The sequence below is a fragment of the Natronincola ferrireducens genome (assembly GCF_900100845.1).
In the GTDB taxonomy this organism is placed as follows: domain Bacteria; phylum Bacillota; class Clostridia; order Peptostreptococcales; family Natronincolaceae; genus Natronincola_B; species Natronincola_B ferrireducens.
On sequence record NZ_FNFP01000001.1, the window covers coordinates 222,355 to 246,446 of the forward strand.

Annotated in this window: 26 protein-coding genes; 25 read left to right on the forward strand and 1 reads right to left on the reverse strand. The window is 38.6% G+C overall.

What is annotated here, in order from left to right; translation table 11 throughout:
• The first annotated feature begins 87 nt into the window (after positions 1 to 87).
• The 18 genes from BLS22_RS00980 to BLS22_RS01065 all read left to right on the forward strand — a co-directional run bounded on the left by BLS22_RS00980 (position 88) and on the right by BLS22_RS01065 (position 16,542).
• Entirely contained in the window at positions 88 to 1,329 is a 1,242-nt protein-coding gene (locus tag BLS22_RS00980) for an efflux RND transporter periplasmic adaptor subunit (RefSeq protein WP_090549020.1), read from the forward strand.
• A gap of 450 nt (positions 1,330 to 1,779) precedes the next feature.
• On the forward strand, positions 1,780 to 2,985 hold the full coding sequence (pgsB, locus tag BLS22_RS00985) for a poly-gamma-glutamate synthase PgsB (RefSeq protein ID WP_090549022.1): 1,206 nt from the start codon (positions 1,780 to 1,782) through the stop codon (positions 2,983 to 2,985).
• A gap of 18 nt (positions 2,986 to 3,003) precedes the next feature.
• Complete coding sequence (gene pgsC / locus BLS22_RS00990) at positions 3,004 to 3,453, forward strand: poly-gamma-glutamate biosynthesis protein PgsC (RefSeq protein ID WP_090549025.1); 450 nt, start codon at positions 3,004 to 3,006, stop codon at positions 3,451 to 3,453.
• A gap of 14 nt (positions 3,454 to 3,467) precedes the next feature.
• Positions 3,468 to 4,628 (forward strand): CapA family protein, encoded by a 1,161-nt coding sequence (locus BLS22_RS00995; protein WP_090549028.1) that lies wholly within the window; start codon positions 3,468 to 3,470, stop codon positions 4,626 to 4,628.
• Positions 4,629 to 4,683: 55 nt separating this feature from the next.
• On the forward strand, positions 4,684 to 6,384 hold the full coding sequence (ggt, locus tag BLS22_RS01000) for a gamma-glutamyltransferase (RefSeq protein WP_090549033.1): 1,701 nt from the start codon (positions 4,684 to 4,686) through the stop codon (positions 6,382 to 6,384).
• Positions 6,368 to 6,607, forward strand: a complete 240-nt coding sequence (locus tag BLS22_RS01005) for a hypothetical protein (protein WP_090549036.1) — start codon at positions 6,368 to 6,370, stop codon at positions 6,605 to 6,607. Before ggt ends, BLS22_RS01005 begins: the two co-directional genes overlap by 17 nt.
• 170 nt (positions 6,608 to 6,777) lie before the next feature.
• Entirely contained in the window at positions 6,778 to 7,929 is a 1,152-nt protein-coding gene (gene wecB / locus BLS22_RS01010; protein ID WP_090549039.1) for a non-hydrolyzing UDP-N-acetylglucosamine 2-epimerase, read from the forward strand.
• A 790-nt stretch (positions 7,930 to 8,719) separates the two neighbouring features.
• Positions 8,720 to 8,953: an AtpZ/AtpI family protein gene (locus BLS22_RS01015; protein WP_090549042.1), complete on the forward strand. Its 234-nt coding sequence runs from the start codon at positions 8,720 to 8,722 to the stop codon at positions 8,951 to 8,953.
• A gap of 4 nt (positions 8,954 to 8,957) precedes the next feature.
• Positions 8,958 to 9,365, forward strand: coding sequence for an ATP synthase subunit I (locus BLS22_RS01020; protein ID WP_090549044.1), 408 nt, complete (start codon positions 8,958 to 8,960; stop codon positions 9,363 to 9,365).
• Complete coding sequence (gene atpB / locus BLS22_RS01025; RefSeq protein ID WP_090549046.1) at positions 9,366 to 10,067, forward strand: F0F1 ATP synthase subunit A; 702 nt, start codon at positions 9,366 to 9,368, stop codon at positions 10,065 to 10,067.
• 30 nt (positions 10,068 to 10,097) lie between these two features.
• Positions 10,098 to 10,652, forward strand: a complete 555-nt coding sequence (gene atpE, locus BLS22_RS01030; protein WP_244269427.1) for an ATP synthase F0 subunit C — start codon at positions 10,098 to 10,100, stop codon at positions 10,650 to 10,652.
• A gap of 152 nt (positions 10,653 to 10,804) precedes the next feature.
• Complete coding sequence (atpE, locus tag BLS22_RS01035) at positions 10,805 to 11,071, forward strand: ATP synthase F0 subunit C (protein ID WP_090549049.1); 267 nt, start codon at positions 10,805 to 10,807, stop codon at positions 11,069 to 11,071.
• A 40-nt stretch (positions 11,072 to 11,111) separates the two neighbouring features.
• A complete protein-coding gene (gene atpF, locus BLS22_RS01040) occupies positions 11,112 to 11,618 on the forward strand; it encodes a F0F1 ATP synthase subunit B (RefSeq protein WP_090549052.1) in 507 nt (168 codons plus the stop codon).
• Complete coding sequence (locus BLS22_RS01045; protein WP_090549055.1) at positions 11,606 to 12,148, forward strand: F0F1 ATP synthase subunit delta; 543 nt, start codon at positions 11,606 to 11,608, stop codon at positions 12,146 to 12,148. Before atpF ends, BLS22_RS01045 begins: the two co-directional genes overlap by 13 nt.
• Positions 12,149 to 12,166: 18 nt before the next feature.
• Positions 12,167 to 13,678 carry a F0F1 ATP synthase subunit alpha gene (atpA, locus tag BLS22_RS01050; protein ID WP_090549058.1) on the forward strand — a complete coding sequence of 504 codons (1,512 nt, stop codon included), beginning with the start codon at positions 12,167 to 12,169 and terminating at the stop codon, positions 13,676 to 13,678.
• A gap of 15 nt (positions 13,679 to 13,693) precedes the next feature.
• The gene (gene atpG, locus BLS22_RS01055) at positions 13,694 to 14,566 is read left to right on the forward strand and encodes an ATP synthase F1 subunit gamma (RefSeq protein WP_244269428.1); all 873 of its coding nucleotides are present in this window, start codon (positions 13,694 to 13,696) and stop codon (positions 14,564 to 14,566) included.
• Positions 14,567 to 14,716: 150 nt separating this feature from the next.
• Complete coding sequence (gene atpD, locus BLS22_RS01060; RefSeq protein WP_090549061.1) at positions 14,717 to 16,114, forward strand: F0F1 ATP synthase subunit beta; 1,398 nt, start codon at positions 14,717 to 14,719, stop codon at positions 16,112 to 16,114.
• A 17-nt stretch (positions 16,115 to 16,131) separates the two neighbouring features.
• Positions 16,132 to 16,542, forward strand: coding sequence for a F0F1 ATP synthase subunit epsilon (locus BLS22_RS01065; protein WP_090549064.1), 411 nt, complete (start codon positions 16,132 to 16,134; stop codon positions 16,540 to 16,542).
• A gap of 52 nt (positions 16,543 to 16,594) precedes the next feature.
• Here BLS22_RS01065 and BLS22_RS01070 read toward each other — a convergent pair whose 3' ends face one another.
• Complete coding sequence (locus BLS22_RS01070; protein WP_090549067.1) at positions 16,595 to 17,011, reverse strand: NusG domain II-containing protein; 417 nt, start codon at positions 17,009 to 17,011, stop codon at positions 16,595 to 16,597.
• Positions 17,012 to 17,243: 232 nt separating this feature from the next.
• On the opposite strand from BLS22_RS01070, the gene BLS22_RS01075 reads away from it, so the two are divergent.
• From BLS22_RS01075 to mreB, 7 genes are all read left to right on the forward strand, one after another.
• Positions 17,244 to 17,795, forward strand: coding sequence for a YueI family protein (locus tag BLS22_RS01075; protein WP_090549069.1), 552 nt, complete (start codon positions 17,244 to 17,246; stop codon positions 17,793 to 17,795).
• A 318-nt stretch (positions 17,796 to 18,113) separates the two neighbouring features.
• On the forward strand, positions 18,114 to 18,941 hold the full coding sequence (locus tag BLS22_RS01080; protein ID WP_176761993.1) for a YwmB family TATA-box binding protein: 828 nt from the start codon (positions 18,114 to 18,116) through the stop codon (positions 18,939 to 18,941).
• Positions 18,942 to 18,983: 42 nt separating this feature from the next.
• Positions 18,984 to 20,255: a UDP-N-acetylglucosamine 1-carboxyvinyltransferase gene (gene murA / locus BLS22_RS01085; RefSeq protein ID WP_176761994.1), complete on the forward strand. Its 1,272-nt coding sequence runs from the start codon at positions 18,984 to 18,986 to the stop codon at positions 20,253 to 20,255.
• A gap of 114 nt (positions 20,256 to 20,369) precedes the next feature.
• Positions 20,370 to 21,374, forward strand: coding sequence for a stage II sporulation protein D (gene spoIID / locus BLS22_RS01090; protein WP_090549080.1), 1,005 nt, complete (start codon positions 20,370 to 20,372; stop codon positions 21,372 to 21,374).
• Between the two features lie 182 nt (positions 21,375 to 21,556).
• The gene (locus BLS22_RS01095; RefSeq protein ID WP_090549083.1) at positions 21,557 to 22,402 is read left to right on the forward strand and encodes a M23 family metallopeptidase; all 846 of its coding nucleotides are present in this window, start codon (positions 21,557 to 21,559) and stop codon (positions 22,400 to 22,402) included.
• A 156-nt stretch (positions 22,403 to 22,558) separates the two neighbouring features.
• Positions 22,559 to 22,828: a sporulation transcriptional regulator SpoIIID gene (gene spoIIID, locus BLS22_RS01100; RefSeq protein ID WP_090549086.1), complete on the forward strand. Its 270-nt coding sequence runs from the start codon at positions 22,559 to 22,561 to the stop codon at positions 22,826 to 22,828.
• 159 nt (positions 22,829 to 22,987) lie between these two features.
• Positions 22,988 to 24,010, forward strand: coding sequence for a rod shape-determining protein (gene mreB / locus BLS22_RS01105; protein WP_090549090.1), 1,023 nt, complete (start codon positions 22,988 to 22,990; stop codon positions 24,008 to 24,010).
• Positions 24,011 to 24,092 lie beyond the last annotated feature (82 nt).

The window sequence follows — 24,092 nt, forward strand, 5'->3', positions numbered from 1 at the left end:
TTGAGGTTTTAAGATTTTAATTTTACATTTTAAATTCTAAATTTTAAATCTTAATCCCGCCGCAGGCGGCAAAGGGGTGTATATAAAATGAAAAAAAAGAAGGTCGTAGGAATTATTGTTATCGTCATAATTGCCCTAGGGGCAGGGGCTTTTGCTATGAATAAAGGGAAAGCCATTGAAGTGAACGGGGCCCCAGTTGAAAGGGGTATGATAACTGATTATGTGGAGGAACTGGGGACAGTTAAGGTGAAAAATCAAAGAAATATTTATAGTGGAGGGGCAGGACAGGTTACAGAGGTGTTGGTGGAATTAGGAGATGTGGTGAAGCAGGGGGATGCTTTAGTAAGATTAGATAATCAGCAGCTTCTTAGACAAATAGAGGAACTGGAGGCCCAAAGGAGAAGCATCACAGCCCAATATCATGAAGCCCTCAACACCATCGACGATAAAGAGATAGAAAAACTACAGCTTCAATTAACCACTGTGGATAGAAAATTACAGGAGGCCCAAAGGGTATTGGAAAATACTCAGAAGCTTTATGAAGCTGGGGCTATTAGTGGTGAAGAATATCAGAGGGCCCAGTTGGAAGTAGATCTGTTAAACAATCAATATAAAGGAATTCAGCTGGATATAGCTTTACTTCAAAAGCCTTTATCTGAAAATATTGCCACCCAATATGAAGCCCAGCTTCAACAAATTGCTATTCAACTTGAGACATTAAATAGCCAAAAAGGAGATTTTATCATAACAGCTCCCATTGATGGAACAGTATTAACCAAAAGTGTAGAAAAGGGCAGCTATCTTCAGCCGGGAATGGTGATTATGGAACTGGGGGATACTGGAGAACTGTATATTGAAAGTGATATTTTAGTAGGAGATATAGGGGGAGTTCAAGAGGGGTCCCTTGTAGAACTGATAAATAGGGATTTAGCCATAGAAGGGTTAAAGGGTAGGGTAAGAAGGATTCATCCCCAAGCCTTTAGTAAGCTATCGGATTTAGGGATAGAACAAAAACGAATTACGGTAGAAATAACGATAGAGGATGCTGTTGCCAATCTTCGACCAGGCTATGATTTAGATGTAAAAATCATAGTGGAAAGAAGAGAAAATGTACTATGGATACCTGAGGGTGCTATTTTTCAGCAGGAAGGCAAGGATTTCGTCTTTGTCAATAGAGACAACACAGCAGTCCTTCAGGAGATAGAAAAAGGCCTGGAGAGTAATAGAAGGGTAGAGGTTGTTAGGGGGTTAGAAGAAGGAGAGGAAGTTATTCTTTCTCCTGATGAGAACTTAACTGTTGGAGCTACTATAAGGGTTAATAAAAAATGAATAATGAATAATGAATAATGAATAATGAAAGGCAAAAGCAAGAAGCAGAAGATAAAAAATTTCAAAAGTTTATGAAAAAATTAACCAACTTATATATGTTAGGGGAACTTATGGAACAATTCAAATTGGCTAGTGTTATTTTCTAAACACTAGCCTTTGATTTTATTCTATGGAAGTCACTTGCATAAAATTATAGATTATACACTGCTTTTCTTTAAGGATAAAGGCTTTTTAATCACTTGAAAAGCAATTGAAAATTAAAATTGATAAAGTTGGAATTATGAAGATAAATTACCATGGGACTAAGTTCCAATTTGATTGTTAACAAACAAAGAAAACTTTATAATAAATCAAGAACAGAAGATTAGGCCTCAAGGCCTTTTTTCTGTTTAAAGGAAAAAATGCTACATATTAGCAGTATTTCAAAAGAAAGGAGTTGTAGAGAAAAGCATGGGACTTATACTTTTTATCATTATGATTGCACTATTTCTAGGTATATTAGAAAAGAAAACCCATCAAAAAAGGGTAGAATCCATTCCATTGCGGGTGAATGTCAATGGTATTCGAGGTAAGTCTACCGCCACCAGATTAATTACTGGAATTTTAAAGGAGGCTGGTCTGAAAACCGTAGGGAAAACAACTGGAACCCAGGCTAGGATGATTTACTGGTTTACCCATGAAGAAAAACCTATTAAGCGAAAGCCTCAGGGACCCAATATAGGGGAACAGATCAAAATTGTAGAAGAGGCGGCTAAACTAAAGGCCCAAGCCCTTGTAAGTGAATGTATGGCGGTTAAGCCAGACTATCAAATTATTTTTCAAGAGCAAATGGTACAGGCTAATGTAGGGGTTATCGTAAATGTATTGGAGGATCATATGGATGTTTTAGGTCCAACCCTAGATGAGGTGGCAGAGGCCTTTACAGCCACCATACCCTACAATGGGCATCTCATTATTACCCAAGGCCCCTATGTAGAATATTTTAAAAAAGTTGCTGCAAAGCGTGGAACCAAGGTAACTATTGCTGATACTTCCAAGGTTTCGGAGGAGTACTTAAGGAAATTTCACTATATTTTGTTCCCTGAAAATGTGGCCATTGGAATGGCTGTAGCAGAAGCATTGGAGATAGAGGAGGAAGTAGCCCTCAGGGGTATGTTAAATGCTCAACCAGACCCTGGGGTACTACAAGTCTTAACTGTGGGGGATTCCAAGACACCGGCCTATTTTGTCAATGGTTTTGCTGCCAATGATGCGGCTTCTACCCTTAATATTTGGAAGCGTATTGAAGAATTGGGGTATCCGACACAGGATGCAGTTATGCTAATGAACTGCCGTAGCGATCGTGTAGACCGCACCGAACAGTTTGCCCAAGATGTACTTCCCAACATCCCAGCGGATGTTATCGTTGTTATAGGGGGAACCGTAAGTCCTATTGTAGAAGCCTACAAGGCAGGAAAACTTCCTGTAAACAAGATTATCAATCTAGAGGGGAAAAATAGTGAGGAAATATATGAGGTAATTCAACAATACTTCTCAAATCGTGTTATCTATGGTATGGGAAATATCCATGGCTCTGCTGAACCTTTAGTGGAGATGCTGGAAGAAAAGCAAGGGAAAGAAAAAGTGGCAGAGAAGGATTTGGCAGAGGCCAGTTAATAAAAGAGGAGGAAAAAAATGTACGGGTCAGATTTATATATAGCAATGGTTTTAGGTGTTATTCTTAGTTTGATTTATGTAGAAAAAACAGGGATTCTACCAGCGGGTCTTATTGTACCAGGATATATAGCCTTGGTTTTTGACCAGCCTATATTACTTTTAGTGATATTTTCTTTAAGCTTTATCACCTACTTAATTGTCATGAAGGGAATAGGTAGAATTACAATTTTATATGGTCGTAGAAAATTTGCGGCTATGTTGGTTACAGCGGTTGTTCTTAAACTGGCTTTTGATGCCCTTTATCCTGTTATGCCCTTTGAAATCTTTGAATTCCGTGGCATCGGGGTAGTTGTTCCAGGACTTTTAGCAAATGGCATTGAAAAACAAGGATTGATTCATACTGTAACAAGCTCTATTTTCTTAAGTGGCATCACATTTTTGATGATGATGATTTACTATGCAGTTTAAGGTGGGAGGTACAGATGAAAAAATCACTTACATTTCAGGAAAAGTTAACAAAAATCATTAAACGACAAAAAAAGCTTGCCACAACCCATGTAATTATTGCTCTAATCTTTGCTGTAATCTTGATGACAACACTAAATTTTATAGATAGAAATATCGATAGAAGTTTTGCTATAGAAATACAGCAGGAGGAGGATGTACAATTTACAGCCACCATGGTAGGAGACGTAATGTTGGGGAGGCATGTGGAGGAAGTCATAAAGAGATATGGATATGATTACTTAACGAAGTACTTTCAACCCTATTTCACAGCATCCGACTATGTTACTTTAAATTTTGAACAACCTATTGTGATTCGAGATGAGGAGGCGGAAAGAGCTGATAAAAAGATTCATTTTAAAATTGGTTCCGAAGCAGCAACGGCTCTAAAGGAAATGAATGTTACAACTGTAAATTTAGCCAACAACCACATGATCGACTATGGTCAGGTGGGTCTTGAAGATACTTTTCGAGCTTTCGAAGAAATTGGTTTAGAATTTGTGGGGGCTGGTAGAAATTTAAGGGAGGCCCAACAAATACTTTATCAAACCTTTGATGATATAACGGTAGCTACAATAGGATTAGCTGATTTTCAATACGATAACTATTTTGCCACTCGAAGCAGAGGAGGTATTCTCAGAGCTGATCCAAGTATTTTTATGCCTTTGGTGATGGAGGCCAAAGAAAATGCTGATTTAGTTATGGTTCATGTCCATTGGGGGGCAGAATATGATAATAAACCCCATCCTAGACAGGTGGAAATAGGCAGGGCCCTAAGTGATGCGGGGGCAGATATTGTTATAGGCCATCATCCCCATGTTCTACAACCAATAGAAGTTTACAATGATACGGTGATTTTTTATAGTCTAGGGAATTTTATTTTTGATCAAGGAATGACCACTAGAAGAGAAACCGCAATTGTTCAATATAAATTAGACAAAGAGGGGAAGGCTCGGGTTGAAGTCACTCCTATGTGGATCAGGGAGGGTAGACCAAGACCTATTACCGGTATTTTGAAGTCCTATCGTACAAATAGAATTTATAATCATCTTACAAAAAAGCTGACGGAGGAAGACAGTTGGTTTTATGATGGGGACAAATTGACTATTGAACTACACCATTCCCATGTTATACAATAGAAACAAAAATTATAAATGAGGGTTCAAGGATCTTCTAGAGGGAGGCAGGTGTAAAATGCACAAAACAACAGTAAGAAAAGTTGCTTTTACAGTTTTAATGGTCTTTGTTTTTGGCATTGTAAATTATGGGGTGATGTATGAAGGATTAGCCTATGATGATTTTCAAGTCTATGCCCCTTCCATTCTAGAAGAACAAGAAAGTCCCTTAATAGGATATGGTGTAAGTGCTGCTCATCCCCTGGCAGTAGAGGCAGGGATGAAGGTATTAGAAAAAGGTGGTACTGCTGTGGATGCTGCCATTGCTGTTACCTATGTATTAAGTGTGGTAGAACCCTATGGCTCTGGTATTGGAGGGGGGGGAGCTATGCTAATCTATCCATCCGATGATCAGGAACCAGTTGTTTTTGACTACCGTGAAACGATGCCCTTATCAGGAGAAATGCCCTATAAAGCTATAGGAATACCTGGGTTAGTAAAGGGGATGGAAGCAGTCCATGGGGCCTTTGGTTCCATAGAGATGGCCCAGCTAATCGACCCCGCCATTCAATTAGCAGAAGAGGGCTTTGAGGTAAATAAAATACTAGCCGATAGAATACGATTAGCCGCCTATAGAATGCCTGTCTCCCAATTACCTCATTTTTATCCTAGGGGGAAAGCTATAGAAAAAGGTGCTATTCTAAAACAATCGGAGCTGGCCAACACCCTACGGATTCTTCAGAAAGAAGGGGCCGATGCCTTTTATAAAGGGAAAATAGCCAAGGCTATTGTAGGTGGAGTTAAGGGTATAGAGGCTACAGATCTAGAGGAATATAGGGTTGAAGAAAAGGAGCCTGCCAAGGGGGAATTTGGAGGATATGAAATTCTATCAGGTGGAGCCCCATTGGGAGGTATAAGCCTTATACAATCTCTGACGATGGCGGAAATGTTAGGGTTTAATAATGATACCTACGATACAGCTGATTTTATTCATCTTGTATATGAAGTCACCAAAAAAAGCTATAGGGATAGACTTTTATATATAGGGGATCCTAATTTTGTTGATGTACCGGTGGACAAGCTACTGGATGAGGAATACTTGACCAAGAAAGCCAAAGAAATTACAAAGAACAACATTACCCGAGGTTATGAACTCTTTGATACACCGGCTGATCAGGGAAACCATAACAACACAACCCATTTTGTTGTTGTTGACGGAGATGGTATGATGGTATCTGCCACCCACTCCTTGAGTCAATTTTTTGGATCGGGACAATATGTTGATGGATTTTTCTTGAATAATCAATTAAGAAACTTTGCTCTTTCCAATAGCTCCCCCAACAGAGTAGAGGGGGGGAAAAGACCCCGAAGCTTTATAGCCCCTACAATCTTGACTAAGGATGGAAATCCAGTTTTGGGAATCGGTACCCCTGGTGGGACAAATATCCCCATCCTACTAACACAAACGATTATGAGGATCGTTAAGATGAAGGAAAATGTGCAACAAGCCATTGAAGCACCCCGATTTTATTTTGACGGGGATGTCATCTATCTTGAAGGAGACATTTCCTACTTAGACAGAAAAAAATTAACGGACCTAGGCTATAAAATTGTTGTAAGCCAACCAACTTTAGCCTATGGGGGGGTCCATGCACTTTATATAGATTATGAAAACTCCACCATAGAAGGTGGAGCTGATGCCCGTCGAGGAGGGACTGCGGAAGTATTTTTGTATGACAATAAGCCTGGAGGAAAACAAAAACATGAAAAAAATCATTAAAGAAACGAGTTTAGCCCTATTATTCATCGGAATAGTTTTTACCTTTATTTTGAACTTTCAAGTTGTTCAAACCTTAACAGAGGAAGAAGCAGCTACTATAGCATTTTATAGGCAACAAATTGTTGAGATAAATTCCTTGAAGGAAAAGAACCTATCTATTGAGGGAGATGGGCCTATAGAGGATCATTATCAAATGGAGGAAAATCCATCGATAGAAGAATAACAAAGAGGAATTATCATAATAAAAGTCAGCCTGCAGCTAGATATTTTCTACTGCAGGCTAATTTATTATGACATTAGAAAAATAAAAGGTATATACCAATCTATGTCGAATTAGGTTTTTGGGTAAGCTATAATGAATAAATAGATTTTTTCATAGAAAGGAAGAATACAATGAAGAAGTTAAAGGTCATGACAATATTTGGGACACGGCCGGAGGCCATCAAAATGGCTCCCCTGGTAAAAAAATTGCAGGAGACGGAGGACATAGAATCTATCCTCTGTGTAACGGCCCAACATAGGGAAATGCTAGACATGGTATTGGATTTGTTTGAGTTAAAGCCCCAACACGATTTAAACATCATGCAGCATGGTCAGACGATTTCTGACATTACCACAAAAGTATTAAAGGGATTGGAGACAGTATTACAAAAGGAAAAACCGGATATTGTACTGGTCCATGGAGATACCACCACCACCTTTATAGGTGCTTTAGCTGCATTTTATCAGCAAATTCCAGTAGGTCATGTGGAGGCTGGTCTGAGAAGCGGAAATATTTATTCCCCCTATCCCGAGGAGATGAATAGAAAACTAACGGGCAATCTAGCTACTCTCCACTTTGCTCCCACAGAGGGTAACTATCATAACCTTATTAGGGAAGGAATAGAGGATAAAGTCATATTTATTACTGGGAACACTGTCATCGATGCTCTTCTACAGGTGGTGAAGGAGGATTATTTCTTTGAAAATCCTTTGTTAAATAAAATTGATTATAATAGCAAAAGGGTTATTGTCATGACCTGTCATAGAAGGGAAAACTGGGGAGAACCCATGGAAAATATTTTTAAAGCTGTAGTAGAGATTAAAAGGAAGCATAAGGATGTAGAGATTGTCTTCCCTGTCCACCTAAATCCAAATATTCAGAAGCTCTCTCGGGATATTATGGGTGAAGAAGAGGGTATTCATTTAATAGAGCCCTTGGACTACGAACCCTTTGCAAATCTTTTAAATAAGGCCCATCTTATTTTAACGGATTCTGGGGGAATTCAGGAAGAAGCACCGGCCCTTGGAAAGCCTATTGTAGTATTAAGGACAGAAACCGAGAGACCTGAGGCGGTGGAGGCTGGAACAGTGAAGGTAGTAGGTGTAGAGAAAAGCAAAATTATTCATGAGGTGGATAAATTATTGGAGGACCAAGCATATTATTTACAGATGAAAAATGCCCTAAATCCCTATGGTGATGGAAGAGCTTGTGAAAGAATTATTCATGCTTTAAAATTTTATTTTGGCTTTAATGAAGAAAAACCTAAGGTCTTTAAAGCATAGCACCCTGTTAATCCTCTATGGACCACCAAAAATTGTTAAAAAAATATCGAATTTAAAGCAGGATTTTGTTAAATAATGTCGAATCTTTATAAAGAAGAAGTGATATCTATTCATAAGGATTACTCTTCAATAAAGACAATTCAATGTTAAATTCAACATATTTTAGGATCTCAAAGTTGGTATTAATAGGTGTTGAAAAAATAAGTGCATAAAATTTGGAAGAAAGACACTTAATAATAATGATTCTCCACTTTGTAAGCAATGCAAAGACTTAAAAACAATACTATAAAGCAACAAAATACGACACCTGAATGCTAGGAATACTAATTTTAGTTCACAAGCCACAAATCCTAGGAGGTGGCCATATAACTTATATATCCAATAATTGAAGGGAAGAAACATTACACCAATATTGAAGCCAGTATAGAGCAACCTTTAACAAGAGAAGGGATGGTTGCATATAATGAAAAATTTCAAATTACCAATTTGTGCAATATGCCCAGTAGATTTGGAGTGTTTTGTAAGAACGATACAATGAAATTACAATTAACCCATGATATAATTAAGCTATAAAAACATTCGATATTTTCAGACATAATCCGTCACGACACAATTGTCTAAGTTTTAACAAATAGTGGAAAATAATAAAACGGTTTTAATCAAATTTTTTATAATTTACAATATTGCAAAAAGTTTTTCGCTGATATATTCTATATAATAAAGTTATGCTATAATAAATACTAATGTTGGTATATAGGGTAATAAAATTAACTATAATGGAGAGAAGGAAATGCCACAAAAGAGAAAAGGACATGTACTAGAAAACTTAACCTTAGTTAGTTATATTGGCATATCCATGACTGTACCTATTTTGGGTGGGGTTTTTGCAGGGCGGTGGCTTGACGCTAGACTACAGACTCAACCCATAGCTTTATTTATCTTTATCGTAATAGGGGTTGCTGTTGCCTTTATAAATCTTTTTAAGGTGGCAACCAAGGACGTCAAAAAGCATCAAAGGAAGTGATGACATGAGTTCATTATGGGATACTCAAGTGAAAATTGTAAAGGGTGTGTTGTTATTAAACACAATAATAGGGATTGTGGGGATTTTTTTTGTAAATTCGCCGATGATGTTTTTAACAGGTCTGCTGTTTGGCACCATTATGTCCCTCTTGAACTTTAGGTTGCTTTTCCTTACCCTAAAGAAGGCTGTGGAAATGGCTCCCCATCAAGCCCGTGTTTATACCACATCAAGATATATGCTGCGGTACTTTATTATGGGGATGATATTGTATATATCTATTAAAGCCGATTACATTCATAGTTTTGGTACTATTTTAGGTGTAATAACATTAAAGCTTGTTGTTTTACAAAAAGAATTGTTCAACGATAAGCAATATTTTAAAAATATATTCAAAAGAAAGGAGGCAAAATAAATGGAGTTTGGCCCAAAAGTCATTTTTGAGATTCCTATTTTAGGAGGTATCCCTATTACAGAAACCGTAGTGAACACATGGATTATTATGATTGCTCTGACGGTGCTGGCCATCTTAGGAGGCAAAACCTTTAAAAAGGTCCCTAGAGGCAAACAAAACGTAGTGGAAGTCCTAGTAGATGCCATCAACAAACTGACGATTCAAACCATGGGGGAGGACAAAAAGTTTTTTGGAAGCTACATGGGAACCCTAATGATATTTTTATTATTTGCCAACCTACTAGGACTATTAGGTCTTAGGCCGCCAACAGCGGATATTAACACAACCTTTGCTTTAGCACTCCTAACCTTTATTATGATTCACTCTTTTGGAGTAAAGCGTAAAGGAGCAGGAACATATCTGAAGGGATTTTTAGAACCAATGCCCTTCTTGTTACCCTTAAACATTATAGGAGAGCTGGCTACACCTATATCTCTATCCTTCCGTTTATTTGGTAACATTGTAGGTGGCTTGATCATTATGTCATTACTCTATGGTGGCTTGATAGGATTAAGCAGCATGATAGGATTAGGGATTTTCCCTATATTCCAGGCCGGTATTCCTGTAGTATTTCACTTATACTTTGACGTCTTTGCAGGGGTCCTTCAAAGCTTTATTTTTGTTATGCTATCAATGGTATTTATTTCAATTGCGATGGATTAAAGGTATTCTATTCCCTAAGGGGGTGAAACTTTGGAAAACACAAACTTTATTATGCAGTTTTTAGAATGGCTTATGTCCTTTGATCGAAGGGCCTTGATTTTAGCGGCATCTGCCTTAGGCGCAGGTCTAGCTATGATAGCAGGAATTGGTCCAGGAGTGGGTCAAGGCTATGCCGCCGGCAAGGGGGCTGAAGCTGTAAGCTACAACCCTAAAAGTGGAAGGCAGGCAACTATGATTATGCTGTTGGGGGCCGCTGTAGCTGAAACCTCTGGAATCCTATCTCTGGTTATTGCTTTGATTATGCTGTTTGCTAATCCTTTGGTAAACATACAGGGAGCAGCTATCATTGTGGCAGCATCTGCCATCGGTGCTGGTCTTTCTATGATCGCCGGCATAGGACCTGGAATAGGTCAGGGTTATGCTGCCGGTAAAGGGACAGAAATGGTAGGTAAAAGACCTAAGCATCAATCAGCAGTAGTAAGAACCATGTTTTTAGGTCAAGCGGTGGCTCAAACAACGGGAATCTATGCCATGATTATAGCTTTGATTCTTATGTTTGCAAATCCCCTTGTAGGACTACTATAAAAGGCTAAGGTCAAGGCCAAGGCTAAGTTAGCCGAATACAAGTGATTTGAATTTTAAAACCGACTGTTACATAAGTACAGCCGAAACAAAAACCAAAAATAAAAGATTTGTTTTAAATTACAATAACAATATTTTGAAGGAGGAATTATATTATGGAACCAATTACAGGTAGAGCATTAGTGTTAGCAGCTTCAGCTATAGGTGCAGGATTAGCGATGATCGCAGGTATTGGACCTGGAATAGGACAAGGATACGCTGCTGGTAAAGGTGCAGAAGGTGTTGGAAGACAACCAGAAGCTCAAGGTGATATCGTAAGAACTATGCTTTTAGGTGCTGCTGTTGCTGAGACAACTGGTATTTACGGTTTGATTATTGCGTTAATTTTACTATTTGCAAACCCACTAATCAACCTATTATAGGCTAAGAATACACTTAGTCCAAGAAAGGAGGCAGTAAATTATGCATCAAGGATTAGTGGAATTTAGTTGGACCTTTTTCTTTCAGTTAGTTAATACACTGATTATCTTCATTGTCCTGAGACGTTTTTTATTTAAGCCGGCTACAGAGTTCATGGATAATAGAACAAAGGGTATAGAAAGTGCCCTTGAGGATGCAGCCAATAAGAATAAAGAGGTTGAAGCCTTAAAGGCTCAGTATGAAGGTAAGTTAGCTGATATAAAGGAAGAAAGAAACGAAATCATTCGAGAAGCTACAAAACGTGCTGAAGAAAGAAGCGATGAAATCATAAAGACTGCAGAAATGGAGGCCCAAAAGGTTATTGATAGGGGTCGTCAGGACATTGAAAGAGAAAGACAAAAAGCAGTAAATGAATTAAAGGATCAAATCTCTACATTGGCAATTATGGCGGCTTCTAAAGTGATTGAAGAAGAACTAAATCAAACAACCCATCAAAAGATGGTTGAAGAATTTATAAAAGAGGTAGGGGAAACACAATGGCAGAATTAGTAGCAAAACGATATGCCGGCGCCCTATTTGAAGTTGCCCAAGAGGATAATAATCTTCAGCCTGTAAGAGAAGAGATGGATTTTATAGGAGAATGTCTTAAGGAAAATAAAGACTTTGAGAAACTATTAAATACACCGTTGATTAAATCCAGCGAAAAAAAGGAAGTTTTGACAAACATTTTTAAAGATAAGGTTAGTGTTGAAGTTTTAAACTTCCTTTATATTTTGGTGGACAAAAGACGAACAAGAGATCTTCAAGAAATTATCAAGGAATTTAGCAAAATGGCGGATGCTTCTAAAAATATGGTGGAAGCTGTGGCTATTACTGCCTTCCCATTGGAGCAGGAAACCCTGTTAAAACTACAGGTACAGCTTTCAATGGCCTCTGGCAAAAACGTTAAACTAAACAATAAAGTAGAAGAAGAAGTCATTGGTGGTGTCCTCATAAAAATGGGGGACAAGGTCATTGATGGCACACTGAAAAATCGACTTGGGCAGATGAAGCAGCAGTTGTCGCAAGTTATATTATAGGAATAGGGGTGATATCACATGAATCTCAGACCTGAAGAGATTAGCTCAGTGATTAAAGAGCAGATTAAAAGGTATGAAAACAAGCTTGAGATGAAGGACGTTGGAACTGTTATTCAGGTTGGTGATGGGATAGCAAGAATTCATGGTCTGGAAAAATGTATGGCTGGTGAGCTTTTACAATTTCCAGGTGATGTCTACGGTATGACCTTGAACCTAGAGGAGGACAACGTAGGATGCGTACTTTTAGGTTCAGATGATACGATTAAAGAAGGAGACATCGTAAAACGTACTGAAAGAATCGTAGAGGTTCCAGTAGGAGATGCTCTTTTAGGACGTGTTGTAAATGCATTAGGTCAGCCTATAGATGGCAAGGGTCCCATTAACACCGATAAATATAGAGAAATTGAAAGGGTTGCTCCAGGGATTATCGCTAGAAAATCCGTACATGAGCCCCTGCAAACAGGAATAAAAGCTATTGACTCCATGATTCCTATTGGAAGGGGTCAAAGGGAGCTTATTATCGGAGATAGACAGACTGGAAAGACTGCTATCGCCATAGATACCATTATTAATCAAAAAAATACAGATGTTATTTGTATTTATGTAGCCATTGGTCAGAAAAAATCTACTGTGGCACAAATTCAAGATACTCTTGAGAAAAATGGTGCCATGGATTATACCATCGTTGTGTCAGCCACCGCCAGTGAACTGGCACCGTTGCAATATATTGCCCCCTATGCTGGATGCGCTATGGGAGAAGAGTTTATGGATAATGGAAAGCACGTTTTGATTATCTATGATGATTTATCAAAGCATGCTGTTGCTTATCGTGCCATGTCCTTGCTATTAAGACGTCCACCAGGACGGGAGGCTTATCCTGGAGATGTATTCTATCTTCATAGTAGATTATTGGAGAGGGCGGCTAAGCTAAGCGATGAAAGGGGAGCAGGTTCTCTAACAGCGCTACCTCTTATAGAAACCCAAGCGGGAGACGTTTCTGCCTATATCCCAACCAATGTTATCTCCATTACTGATGGACAGATTTTCCTAGAGTCAGAGTTATTCCACTCAGGGGTTCGTCCAGCGGTAAATGCTGGGATTTCTGTATCAAGGGTTGGGGGTAGTGCCCAAATCAAGGCTATGAAAAAGGTTGCAGGAAAGCTTCGTCTTGAATTGGCTCAATATAGGGAATTGGCGGCCTTTGCTCAATTTGGTTCTGAGCTGGATAAAGAAACCCAAGCAAGATTGGCCCAAGGGGAAAGAATTGTTGAGGTTTTAAAACAGCCCCAATATCAACCTGTACCAGTAGAAAACCAAGTTATGATTATCTATGCTGTTACCAATAAATATCTTGCTGATATTGAAGTGGAACAGGTAGGGGAGTTTGAAGAAGAATTCATAAAGTTTGTCAATACACAATATGCTGAGATAGGTAGAACGATTGTAGAGACTGGTAAGCTTGAAGGGGAAACGGAAGAACAGCTAAAGACAGCCCTAGAGGAGTTCAAAAAGAAGTTTAAAGCCCAGTAATCGGGAGGTGATACATTGGCTGGATTAGGAATGCGGGATATAAAAAGACGTATTAAAAGTGTAAACAGTACAAAACAAATTACAAAGGCAATGGAGCTGGTTTCTTCGGCTAAGCTAAGAAAGGCTAGAGAAAGGCTAGAAAAAACCAGACCCTATTTTACTACAATTGGTAGAACAGTTGAAGAAATCATCTCCTCCACTAAAGGGATACAGCATGAGTTTTTAAAGCCCCGTGATGTTAAAAAGACGGGTTATATTGTCATTACTGCCGATAGAGGATTGTGTGGTGGCTATAATACCAATGTCATAAAGGCTGCCGTCAATCATATGGAAGAAAAGGAAAGGGTTTCCGTAATAGCCATAGGTCAAAAAGGCAGGGATTTCTTTAGAAAGAGACAGTATGACTTGGATGGGGAGTTCACCCATATTTCTGAAGATCCTTCCTTCACAGAAGCCCAAAGTGTAGGAAAGCTATCCATTGAGCTTTACAAACAACAATTGGTGGATGAAGTGTACTTAGTGTATACGGAGTTTGTCAGCACCATTAACCAAAAGCCTAGGCTGGTAAAGCTATTGCCTATAGAGGCAACAGCTGAAGAAGGGGAAACCAAGACGGTATCAGAGGACGAGGAATTCATGTCCTATGAGCCTTCCCCAGAGGCGGTGTTGAACTTCTTGATACCTAAGTATATTGATAGCATGATTTATGGAGCCCTTATTGAATCCTCCACCAGTGAGCAGGGGGCTAGAAGGGTTGCTATGGAAAGTGCTACTGATAATGCTACTGAGATGATTGATAAATTACAATTAAAATACAATCGTGCCCGTCAGGCTGCCATCACCCAAGAAATTGCAGAAATCGTTGGTGGTGCAGAGGCGCTGAAGTAAAAGACAATGAAAAATGAAAAATGAAAACCGATTCAAAAATGAAAGCTACTGCTAATAAAATAGTTGGCAGTATGATGCTTTGGGGTTTCAATTTTACATTTTCAATTTTTAATTTTTAATTCCGCTATAGGCGGCAGAGGAGGTAATGTAATGCCTGAAGGAAATGTAGGTAAATTGGTGCAAATCATTGGACCAGTTGTAGATATAAGATTCAGCAGTGAAAACCTACCAGCCCTTTTGAGTGCCATCGTCATAGAAGGCCCTAGACACAGGGTGACGGTGGAGGTGGCCCAGCATATCGGAGATGATACGGTAAGATGTGTTGCCATGAACTCTACAGATGGGTTAATGAGGGGTATGGAGGCTAAAGATACAGGAGCCCCCATCACCGTTCCGGTGGGAAAAGCTACATTAGGTAGAATATTTAACGTACTAGGTGAAGTGGTGGATGAGAAGGAGGAAGTAACCTCTGAATTCCATGCACCTATCCATCGTCAAGCTCCAAGCTTTGAAGATCAGGAGACGGGAACAGAAATTCTAGAAACTGGTATCAAGGTTGTTGACTTGATTGCCCCCTATTCAAAGGGTGGAAAAATCGGTCTCTTCGGAGGTGCTGGGGTTGGTAAGACAGTATTAATTATGGAGCTTATCAACAATATCGCTAAAGAGCATGGTGGACTTTCAGTATTTGCAGGGGTTGGAGAGAGAACAAGGGAAGGTAATGACCTTTATCATGAAATGATAGAATCCGGTGTTATTGATAAGACAACCCTAGTATATGGCCAGATGAATGAGCCTCCTGGAGCTAGGATGAGGGTTGGTTTAACAGGACTTACCATGGCGGAATATTTCAGGGATCAAGAGGGACAGGACGTACTTCTATTTATTGATAACATCTTCCGATTTACTCAAGCAGGAAGTGAGGTTTCAGCCCTTCTAGGCCGTATGCCAAGTGCCGTTGGTTATCAGCCAACGCTGGCGACAGAGATGGGTGCCCTACAGGAGAGAATTACTTCTACCAAGAAGGGTTCTATTACTTCTGTACAGGCGGTATATGTACCTGCCGATGACTTAACAGACCCTGCTCCAGCTACAACCTTTGCCCACTTAGATGCTACAACTGTACTTTCAAGACAAATTGCCGAGCTAGGTATTTATCCAGCGGTGGATCCATTGGACTCCAACTCAAGGATTCTTGATCCAGTAGTGGTGGGGGAAGAGCACTATGAAGTAGCCCGGGGTGTTCAAGAGGTATTACAAAGATATAAGGAATTACAGGATATCATTGCTATTCTTGGTATGGACGAACTTTCTGATGAAGATAAATTAATTGTTTCTAGAGCTAGAAAAATTCAACGTTTCTTATCTCAGCCCTTCCATGTTGCTGAACAGTTTACGGGGATGGCAGGAAAGTATGTACCATTAAAGGAAACGATCCGAGGCTTTAAGGAAATATTAGATGGAAAGCATGATGATTTACCGGAATCAGCCTTCCTATTTGTAGGTACTATAGAAGAAGCAAGAGAGAAAGCTAAAACCAGTGAATAAGGGAAGTAGGTGATAAAATGGCTTCCAAATTTCATCTAGAAATCGTAACCCCCGATAGGATGTTTTACGATGATGAAGTAGAAATGGCGGTAGTACGAACCACTGAAGGGGACGTAGGAATATTGGATGAACATATTTCTATGGTAGCACCTTTAAAAATTGGTAAAATTAAAATCAAAAAGGATGGTAGCCTTAAGGAGGCTGCTATTGCTGGGGGATTTGTAAAGGTAGTTCAAGGTGCAACCACCATTATTGCTGATGCTGCTGAATGGCCGGAGGAGATCGATATCCAAAGGGCAGAGGAGGCAAAGCAAAGGGCTGAAAAGCGTTTGGTGGCTGATGGATCAGGAATCGACACAATAAGGGCAGAAATAGCCTTAAAAAAAGCTATCAATAGGCTAGAGGTTTCTGAAATTAGAAAAAGATAAGTGAAATAAGACATAAAAAAAGCAAGGGGGGTGATTATACTTCCCTTGCTTTTTAATAAACAATAATATCAAAAACTGATTCTTCTTCTACGGTATCCTCCAATGTAATATACATTTTGATAGGTAGACTGACAATCATCTGATAGGACTCTCGAATCCATCCCATATCAGCATGGATAGATAGGGGAGAAATTTCATCGGGGAGTCTATGGAGTCTTACATAGCCATCCTTGATTTCCAGCTTTCCTGTGTATTCAACATTATTTACTGTAAAGGGAAATTCAATAAACTGAGATTCCTCCCCTTCAATCATAGGAAAGCGATGGATAACTTCACCGTCTAAATTCACAACAATTTCCTTACCATTCCCTTCTGTTGCTAGGAGTTTCGGTACGGCAAAAACAGAAGTAATGCTTAAAAGAAGTATAACGATAATCAATCCTATATCTGCTTTAGTTATAATTTTCATAAAAGATAACCTCCATTCAAGGGGTTGATACTTTGAATTTCCAAACTATATTATATACTATTTGTGGATAGTTGACAAATCTAATAAAAACCAAAAAAAGTAATGAATAGTGGAAAAGCAAAAGAGAATGAATAATGAATAATGGAAAAACAAATAATGAAAGGTAAAAGGTTTTGGTTTTCATTATTCATTATTAATTATTCACTATTCATTAAAAAAGGGTGGTATACATATGTCAAAAAAAAATGAACTAGAAAGAACGATAGAATTTGCCTTGAAGGGAACGCCCCAAATTAAACCTGAAGAAAAAAAGAAGTGGTTAGGGGAGTTTAGGGAACGGATTATTTTAGGTTTAACGATGGAGGATGCTAGAAAACCAGAAGCTCTTTCTGCAGTTAGAAAAGGTCTCCAAGATCCTATGGGGGAAATGCTGATCGTTAATAACAATATTCCTATGGACATTATGATAAATTATATGAAACTGGCAAAGGAAATGGACAAAGAATATAAGTCTATAGCCACCAATGAAAAAGAGGCCATGGGGGTGGTGGTGGCTAGTCGCAGTGCAGTAGAACGAGAAGATGTAATCTTTGAGATTAAAGAATTACCAGAAAAGTTTAAACATATAAAGCATAAGGAACTTTGCAGTGATTGCTATACAGAGCTACAGCAATTAGAGCCTGAAGCCATAAAGGGATTTAAAAAGCTATCTTTTCTAGATAAAATGATGGGTTTATACTGCGGTGCCTGTAGAAGGGATGAGGATGGGGGACCCCTCATGTAGAAAGACTTTGTCTTTCTACATGAGAAATTAAAAATTAAAAATTAAAAATTAAAGTTAAAAGCTAAAAAATTAGGCTAAATACAAATTTTTTAGCTTTTTAGATTTTAAATTGGTTTAGATTTTACATTTTAAATTTTATATTTTATGTTTCTCAAGTATAGCTCCTTTTCTTCCTGTCAATACTTCAACTACAAAGGGAAGAGATTAAAATGTAGTAAGGATGTTTTTCGTCCCCCTTTAACATCATACTTACAGGTTTAATCTCTTCTCTTTTTTATCCATATTTATTGAAGGAAGATGTGGAAAGGAGTTATAAAGATGAAAAAAATATGCAACATAGGACTTACTATTTTATTGTTTTTAAGCTTTTTTTATATAGCATCCGCCATCACAAGTAGCAGTAATGAAACCACTATAGATAGCCCAATAGAATTTATTTTTGCAAAAAGTGGAGCAGATATATTAGAAAGTAATATCAATACGACACTGGAAGTCCCCAATACATTATGGACAGAGGAAGAAGTATATAAAATTAAAGAAGAAATAAAAAAACAATTGGGATTAGATAATATAAAGGAAGTAAGACTAGAGGATGAGGATCAGCTATTTTATAATAATGGGGCTACAGAAAAGGATGAAAATATCCTTTTTATCCATGAATTTTCAGATTGTTATATGAAGCAAATAATAGCAACAAACACCGATAAAAATGGAGATACCATTACATTTAAAGTATATTCAGCAGAAATTCAAGAAGAAAAAACCTCGTATATTATTATTGACATCATACAGAATAAAAGGTATAAAGAGATAGTGGAGAAGAGTAATCAAAATCAGTTAATACTAGGTAGATATGGAAAAAATATAGAAACAACCATTAATCTAGTGGGGACCTACGATAAAAAAATGTCGTGGGAAGAAAGCAAAGAAAAAATAGATCAATTGATTGATTCCGTAAAAGGAAGAAAAGTAGAAGAAGTTGGCCAGGAATTATATATAAGTACTACTGCATATACACCAATTATTCCAGAAGCTATCCACTACGGAAATAACAAAGTGAACCTTCACTTGGCGATGCGCTATAACCACTATGAAGGAAAGACTTATCTATACATTGCCAACCCTTTGATTACCCTGACCTACTAACCAAATTGTATTTTGGCATCTATGGAAAGTGAGGCGTAGATATTGGCAAAAATAGTTGTTGAAAAAAGTCAACCATTAAAGGGTACTGTTCGGGTAAGTGGTGCAAAAAACTCTGTATTACCTATTTTAGCAGCAACTCTGTTGGCTACAGAAAAGTGCGTATTAGAAGATGTGCCCCCTTTACGGGACGTAGATGTTATCTGTGAGGTTCTAACCAGCTTAGGAGCAGATGTAAAGCGGGTAAATAGAGAACAAATTGATATTAGAGCAAATGCAATAGATAATTATGAAGCTCCTTATGAGCTTGTTAGAAAAATGCGGGCTTCTTTTTTAGTGATGGGACCTTTATTGGCCCGGATGGGGAAGGCTAGAATTTCTATGCCTGGAGGCTGTGCTATTGGCACAAGACCCATAGATCTCCATTTAAAAGGCTTCAAAGCCCTGGGGGCAGAGATTACCTTAGGTCATGGCTTTGTAGAAGCAAAGGCCGATAAGCTAATAGGTAATAAAATTTATTTGGACTTTCCTAGTGTAGGTGCTACAGAAAATATTATGATGGCTGCTGTTTTAGCGGAAGGACAGACTATTATTGAAAATGCAGCAGAGGAACCAGAAATTACGGATTTAGCTAACTATTTAAATAAAATGGGTGCCCAAATCAAGGGGGCTGGAACAGATACCATAAAAATAATGGGGGTGGAAAGGCTAACCGGTACCACCCATACAGTCATACCCGATAGAATAGAGGCAGGAACCTATATGGTAGCTGCTGCCATGACGGGGGGCAACGTATTAGTAGATAATGTTATGGCGGATCATTTGAAGCCGGTTATTGCTAAGTTAAGGGAAATTGATGTAGAGCTTTATGAAGAAGGAAATGGTATAAGGGTTATAGGACCTAAAATACCAAAGGCAGTAGATATAAAAACCCTACCTTATCCAGGATTTCCTACGGATATGCAGGCTCAATTTATGGCATTATTAAGTGTTTCAAAGGGTACCAGTGTTATTATAGAAACGGTATTTGAAAATCGCTTTATGCATGTAAGTGAGTTAAAGAGGATGGGTGCTGATATTAAAATAGAAGGCAGAAGTGCTATTATAGAAGGCAAAAGGGAATTAACTGGCGCTCCGGTGAAGGCCACAGACCTTAGGGCAGGGGCGGCACTGATTTTAGCTGGTTTGGTATCGGATGGCATAACAGAAATCAGCAATATTGAGCATATTGAAAGAGGCTATGTAGATATTGAAAAGAAGCTTAGGGGCTTAGGTGCCAAGATTTATAGAACCGATGAAGGCCTCTCAGTGGAGTAAAAATCAGTTCTAAATCCTTCATTCTTATCATACCTTTAGTTAGTGAATAAAGAATAATGTAAAGTGGGAGATCTTCCATTTTTATTATTCATTAAGTACAGGGGGATAAGATAAATGAAGGGTATTTTTTTTGCTGGAATTTCACTTTTGACCACTGTTCTATTAATACCATTATTGATTATTAGCAGCTGTGATATGCAGGTTCCCCAGAGAAGAAGTATAAGTAGAGAGGAAGTAAGGGAGTCGGATTTAAAGATTAATGTCTTTAATCATGAAACTAAAGAAATTATGGAGCTATACCTAGAGGATTATATAAGCCTAGTAGTAGCATCGGAAATGCCCGCCAGCTTTGAACTAGAAGCCCTAAAGGCCCAGGCGGTGGCAGCTCGGACCTATGCTATCTGGAGGGAGATGACCCAGGGTAAAGAAGGACATCCCTCCCACCCTGGAGCCAGTGTTTGCACCAGTCATACCCATTGTCAGGAATGGTTATCTATAGAAGAGTTGAAGAATCGCCATGGGATGATATGGATGACAAGGTACTGGCCCAAAATTCAGGAGGCGGTGGCCTCTACTGCTGGCATTATTATGACCTATGAAATGCAGCCCATTGAACCCCTCTACCACTCCACCAGTGGAGGTAAAACAGAAAACTCTGAGGATGTTTTTGCTACAGCCATGCCTTATCTTAGAAGTGTTTCCAGTCCCTATGAAGAAAGATCTCCTGTACTCGTGGACACGAAGGAGGTTTCCATAGAAGACTTTATTAGAACTTTAAAAAGTAGGGAGCAAGACTTTCAAATTAATACTAGAAACATTGCTGGGCAAATAAAGATTTTAGAAAAAAATCAAGGGGGCAGCATAAGAAGAATTGAAGTTGGTAACAAGACCTTTACCGGGTCGGAAATTCGGAGGACATTTGATTTAAGATCCGCAGATTTTACTGTAGATGTTAAGGGGAATCAAATTGTATTCACTACTAGAGGCTATGGCCATGGAGTAGGTATGAGCCAATGGGGAGCCAATGGCATGGCAGAGCAGGGTAGTGACTTTAAAGGGATATTAAGCCACTATTATCAAGGGATTACTTTAAGTAAATTAACTAGCTACAGGCGATAAGATCAAGGTTAAGACTAAGGTTTAGTGAAGGCTAAATTTTGGTTTTGGCCTTGAATTTTTTACTTTTATAGAGGATTCCTTCATCTAGAATAAAAAAACTAAGCTTAAATCTAAAACTCAGGCTTAATTTCGTGTATAAATTACCGCAAATAGGTGATAATTACAGATGGAGGTGGAATTGTATGTCCTTTGAAAACGACAATAACAACAATAATAACAACAACAAAAAACAAAATAAATCCCTATACAGATTCCTAGACAAACAAGGATTTTATCTTATCTTATTATTATGTGTTTCTATTGTTCTAGTAACAGCTGTTTGGGTATCAAGGCAGGAAGAAGAATACTTTTTATCAGACGAAGATGTTAACCCCCTTGAAGAGGAATTTAACAGGGTGGAGGTAACACTAGTAGAAGAGGATGCTGATGAAGATGAAAATATTCAGGAGGCTGCTAACATAGGGGAGACAGAAGAACCAAAGGAAGCTCCAGCAGAAGTAGAAGTCCCTGCTGAAGAAACAGCTTTACAGGAGAAACCAAAACAACCTTTAGAATTAAAGGAAAGTCCTAAAAAGCAGGAGGAAGAACCTGCTACCACTACAACAGCCAAAGATTATATTATGACTCAGCCGGTGGTAGGGAAGGTAGGTCTGCCCTATGCAACAGACAGACTGGTGTATCATAAGACATTAGACCATTGGAGCACCCATAGAGGCATGGATATCCATGCAGAGGTGGGGGCCCCCGTCAGAGCTGTTCTAGATGGGGAAGTGGTGGAAGTAATAAATGACACAATTATGGGCATTACCATTACCCTGCAGCATGATGATGAACTATTGACTAGATACAGTAATTTATCCACTGATGCTATGGTAAAAATGGGACAAAGGGTAACAAAGGGTCAGGTTATTAGCGGTGTAGGCAGAACAGCTGCCATAAAGACAGAAGAAGGACCACTGTTACACTTTCAAGTCATTCTCAATGGGGAGACAGTAGATCCTCAAAATTATTTGCCAAAAATCAATTAAATATAGATAACATTCCCTCATTAAATAGGAAAGGGCAACAGAGAAGTATAACTACTGTTGCCCTTTACCTTTAAAATCCGTAAAAATAACAATTCTAAATCTCGACCTCCCCTCATATTTATAAGATAAGACATAAAATAGAGGGGGGTCACACAGTTGAAGGACTATATAGAAAAACGGGTTATGGATATAGCCCGGTATATTATTGAAGAAGAATCTACCGTCAGACAAACCGCTCGGGTATTTGGAGTTAGTAAAAGCACAGTTCATAAGGATGTTACTGAAAGACTTCCTAAGATAAACCCTCTAGTGGCAAATCAAGTAAAAGATATACTTGAAGTAAATAAAGCCGAGAGACATATAAGAGGTGGCAGAGCAACAAAGATGAAATATAAAAGTGATACACTAGTAGAAGCAAAAGGGTAAAAATCTCCTGTGAAAACAGGAGGTTTTGTCATTAAAAGAATAATTGTGAAAAATGGTAAAAAGAAAAGAGGATTTTGACAACAGATATAGAATATAAAAATGTTGTATGCTATAAAGCTCTAACGCTAACTAAAAATGAGAAGCGAAGGTGGGGGAGAAATGTTCGGATTCGGTTCAGATATCGGTATCGATTTAGGAACTGCCAGTGTGTTGGTCTTTGTAAAGGGCAAAGGGGTTGTAATGCAGGAGCCTTCAGTGGTAGCTATCGATAAAAATACCAATAGTGTATTGGCAGTGGGACAAGAGGCCCGTAGAATGTTGGGAAGAACACCAGGAAATATAGTAGCCATTAGACCCCTAAAGGACGGTGTTATTTCTGACTATGAAGTTACAGAAAAAATGTTAAAATATTTTATAAGCAAAACCGTAGGAAGAAAATGGATTTTTAAACCCAAAATCATCGTTTGTGTACCCAGTGGTGTAACAGAGGTGGAAAAAAGAGCTGTTATTGATGCCACCAATGAGGCTGGTGCTAAAACCACCTATTTAATAGAAGAGCCAATTGCTGCCGCCATTGGAGCTGGGTTAGATATTGCTCAACCAAATGGCCATATGATTGTAGATATTGGTGGAGGTACCAGTGATATTGCCGTCATCTCCTTAGGAGGAATTGTTGTAAGCAACTCTATTAAAATTGCTGGTGACAAATTTGATGAGGCCATTATACGGTATATGCGTAAGAAGCATAATATTATGATTGGTGAAAGAACAGCAGAAGAAATGAAGATACAAATTGGGGGAGCCTTCAAAAGAGATGAAGCAGTGGTTATGAATGTCCGTGGAAGAAACCTTGTATCTGGGTTGCCTGTGAATATAGAAGTCAGCAGTGATGAAATGGTGGAGGCATTAGAAGAAAGCGTAGCTGCCATAGCAGATGCTGTCCATGCTGTGCTGGAAAAAACACCTCCAGAGCTGGCCTCTGATATCGCCGACCAAGGTGTAATTATGACTGGTGGGGGAGCCTTGTTATGGGGTTTGGACAAGCTAATCTATGAAAGAACAGGGGTTCCTGTAAAGGTTGCGGAGGATGCGGTTTCTTGTGTAGCTAATGGTACTGGAAAGGCGTTGGATTCTTTACATATATTAGAAAATGAAATGAAGAACGGAAGAAGTAGAAGATAAGCAGGTAAAGGCGGAGGAATAATCTCCGTCTTTTTTTAAAATATAGGACTAAAGATTTGTAGTGAAGGAACCGATATAACTA

Excerpts from the sequence above, each read along its gene's own strand:
- BLS22_RS00980 (WP_090549020.1), top strand. The coding sequence starts at position 88 with ATGAAAAAAAAGAAGGTCGTAGGAATTATTGTTATCGTCATAATTGCC.
- pgsB (WP_090549022.1), top strand. The coding sequence starts at position 1,780 with ATGGGACTTATACTTTTTATCATTATGATTGCACTATTTCTAGGTATA.
- pgsC (WP_090549025.1), top strand. The coding sequence starts at position 3,004 with ATGTACGGGTCAGATTTATATATAGCAATGGTTTTAGGTGTTATTCTT.
- BLS22_RS00995 (WP_090549028.1), top strand. The coding sequence starts at position 3,468 with ATGAAAAAATCACTTACATTTCAGGAAAAGTTAACAAAAATCATTAAA.
- ggt (WP_090549033.1), top strand. The coding sequence starts at position 4,684 with ATGCACAAAACAACAGTAAGAAAAGTTGCTTTTACAGTTTTAATGGTC.
- BLS22_RS01005 (WP_090549036.1), top strand. The coding sequence starts at position 6,368 with ATGAAAAAAATCATTAAAGAAACGAGTTTAGCCCTATTATTCATCGGA.
- wecB (WP_090549039.1), top strand. The coding sequence starts at position 6,778 with ATGAAGAAGTTAAAGGTCATGACAATATTTGGGACACGGCCGGAGGCC.
- BLS22_RS01015 (WP_090549042.1), top strand. The coding sequence starts at position 8,720 with ATGCCACAAAAGAGAAAAGGACATGTACTAGAAAACTTAACCTTAGTT.
- BLS22_RS01020 (WP_090549044.1), top strand. The coding sequence starts at position 8,958 with ATGAGTTCATTATGGGATACTCAAGTGAAAATTGTAAAGGGTGTGTTG.
- atpB (WP_090549046.1), top strand. The coding sequence starts at position 9,366 with ATGGAGTTTGGCCCAAAAGTCATTTTTGAGATTCCTATTTTAGGAGGT.
- atpE (WP_090549049.1), top strand. The coding sequence starts at position 10,805 with ATGGAACCAATTACAGGTAGAGCATTAGTGTTAGCAGCTTCAGCTATA.
- atpF (WP_090549052.1), top strand. The coding sequence starts at position 11,112 with ATGCATCAAGGATTAGTGGAATTTAGTTGGACCTTTTTCTTTCAGTTA.
- BLS22_RS01045 (WP_090549055.1), top strand. The coding sequence starts at position 11,606 with ATGGCAGAATTAGTAGCAAAACGATATGCCGGCGCCCTATTTGAAGTT.
- atpA (WP_090549058.1), top strand. The coding sequence starts at position 12,167 with ATGAATCTCAGACCTGAAGAGATTAGCTCAGTGATTAAAGAGCAGATT.
- atpD (WP_090549061.1), top strand. The coding sequence starts at position 14,717 with ATGCCTGAAGGAAATGTAGGTAAATTGGTGCAAATCATTGGACCAGTT.
- BLS22_RS01065 (WP_090549064.1), top strand. The coding sequence starts at position 16,132 with ATGGCTTCCAAATTTCATCTAGAAATCGTAACCCCCGATAGGATGTTT.
- BLS22_RS01070 (WP_090549067.1), bottom strand. The coding sequence starts at position 17,011 with ATGAAAATTATAACTAAAGCAGATATAGGATTGATTATCGTTATACTT.
- BLS22_RS01075 (WP_090549069.1), top strand. The coding sequence starts at position 17,244 with ATGTCAAAAAAAAATGAACTAGAAAGAACGATAGAATTTGCCTTGAAG.
- BLS22_RS01080 (WP_176761993.1), top strand. The coding sequence starts at position 18,114 with ATGAAAAAAATATGCAACATAGGACTTACTATTTTATTGTTTTTAAGC.
- spoIID (WP_090549080.1), top strand. The coding sequence starts at position 20,370 with ATGAAGGGTATTTTTTTTGCTGGAATTTCACTTTTGACCACTGTTCTA.
- BLS22_RS01095 (WP_090549083.1), top strand. The coding sequence starts at position 21,557 with ATGTCCTTTGAAAACGACAATAACAACAATAATAACAACAACAAAAAA.
- mreB (WP_090549090.1), top strand. The coding sequence starts at position 22,988 with ATGTTCGGATTCGGTTCAGATATCGGTATCGATTTAGGAACTGCCAGT.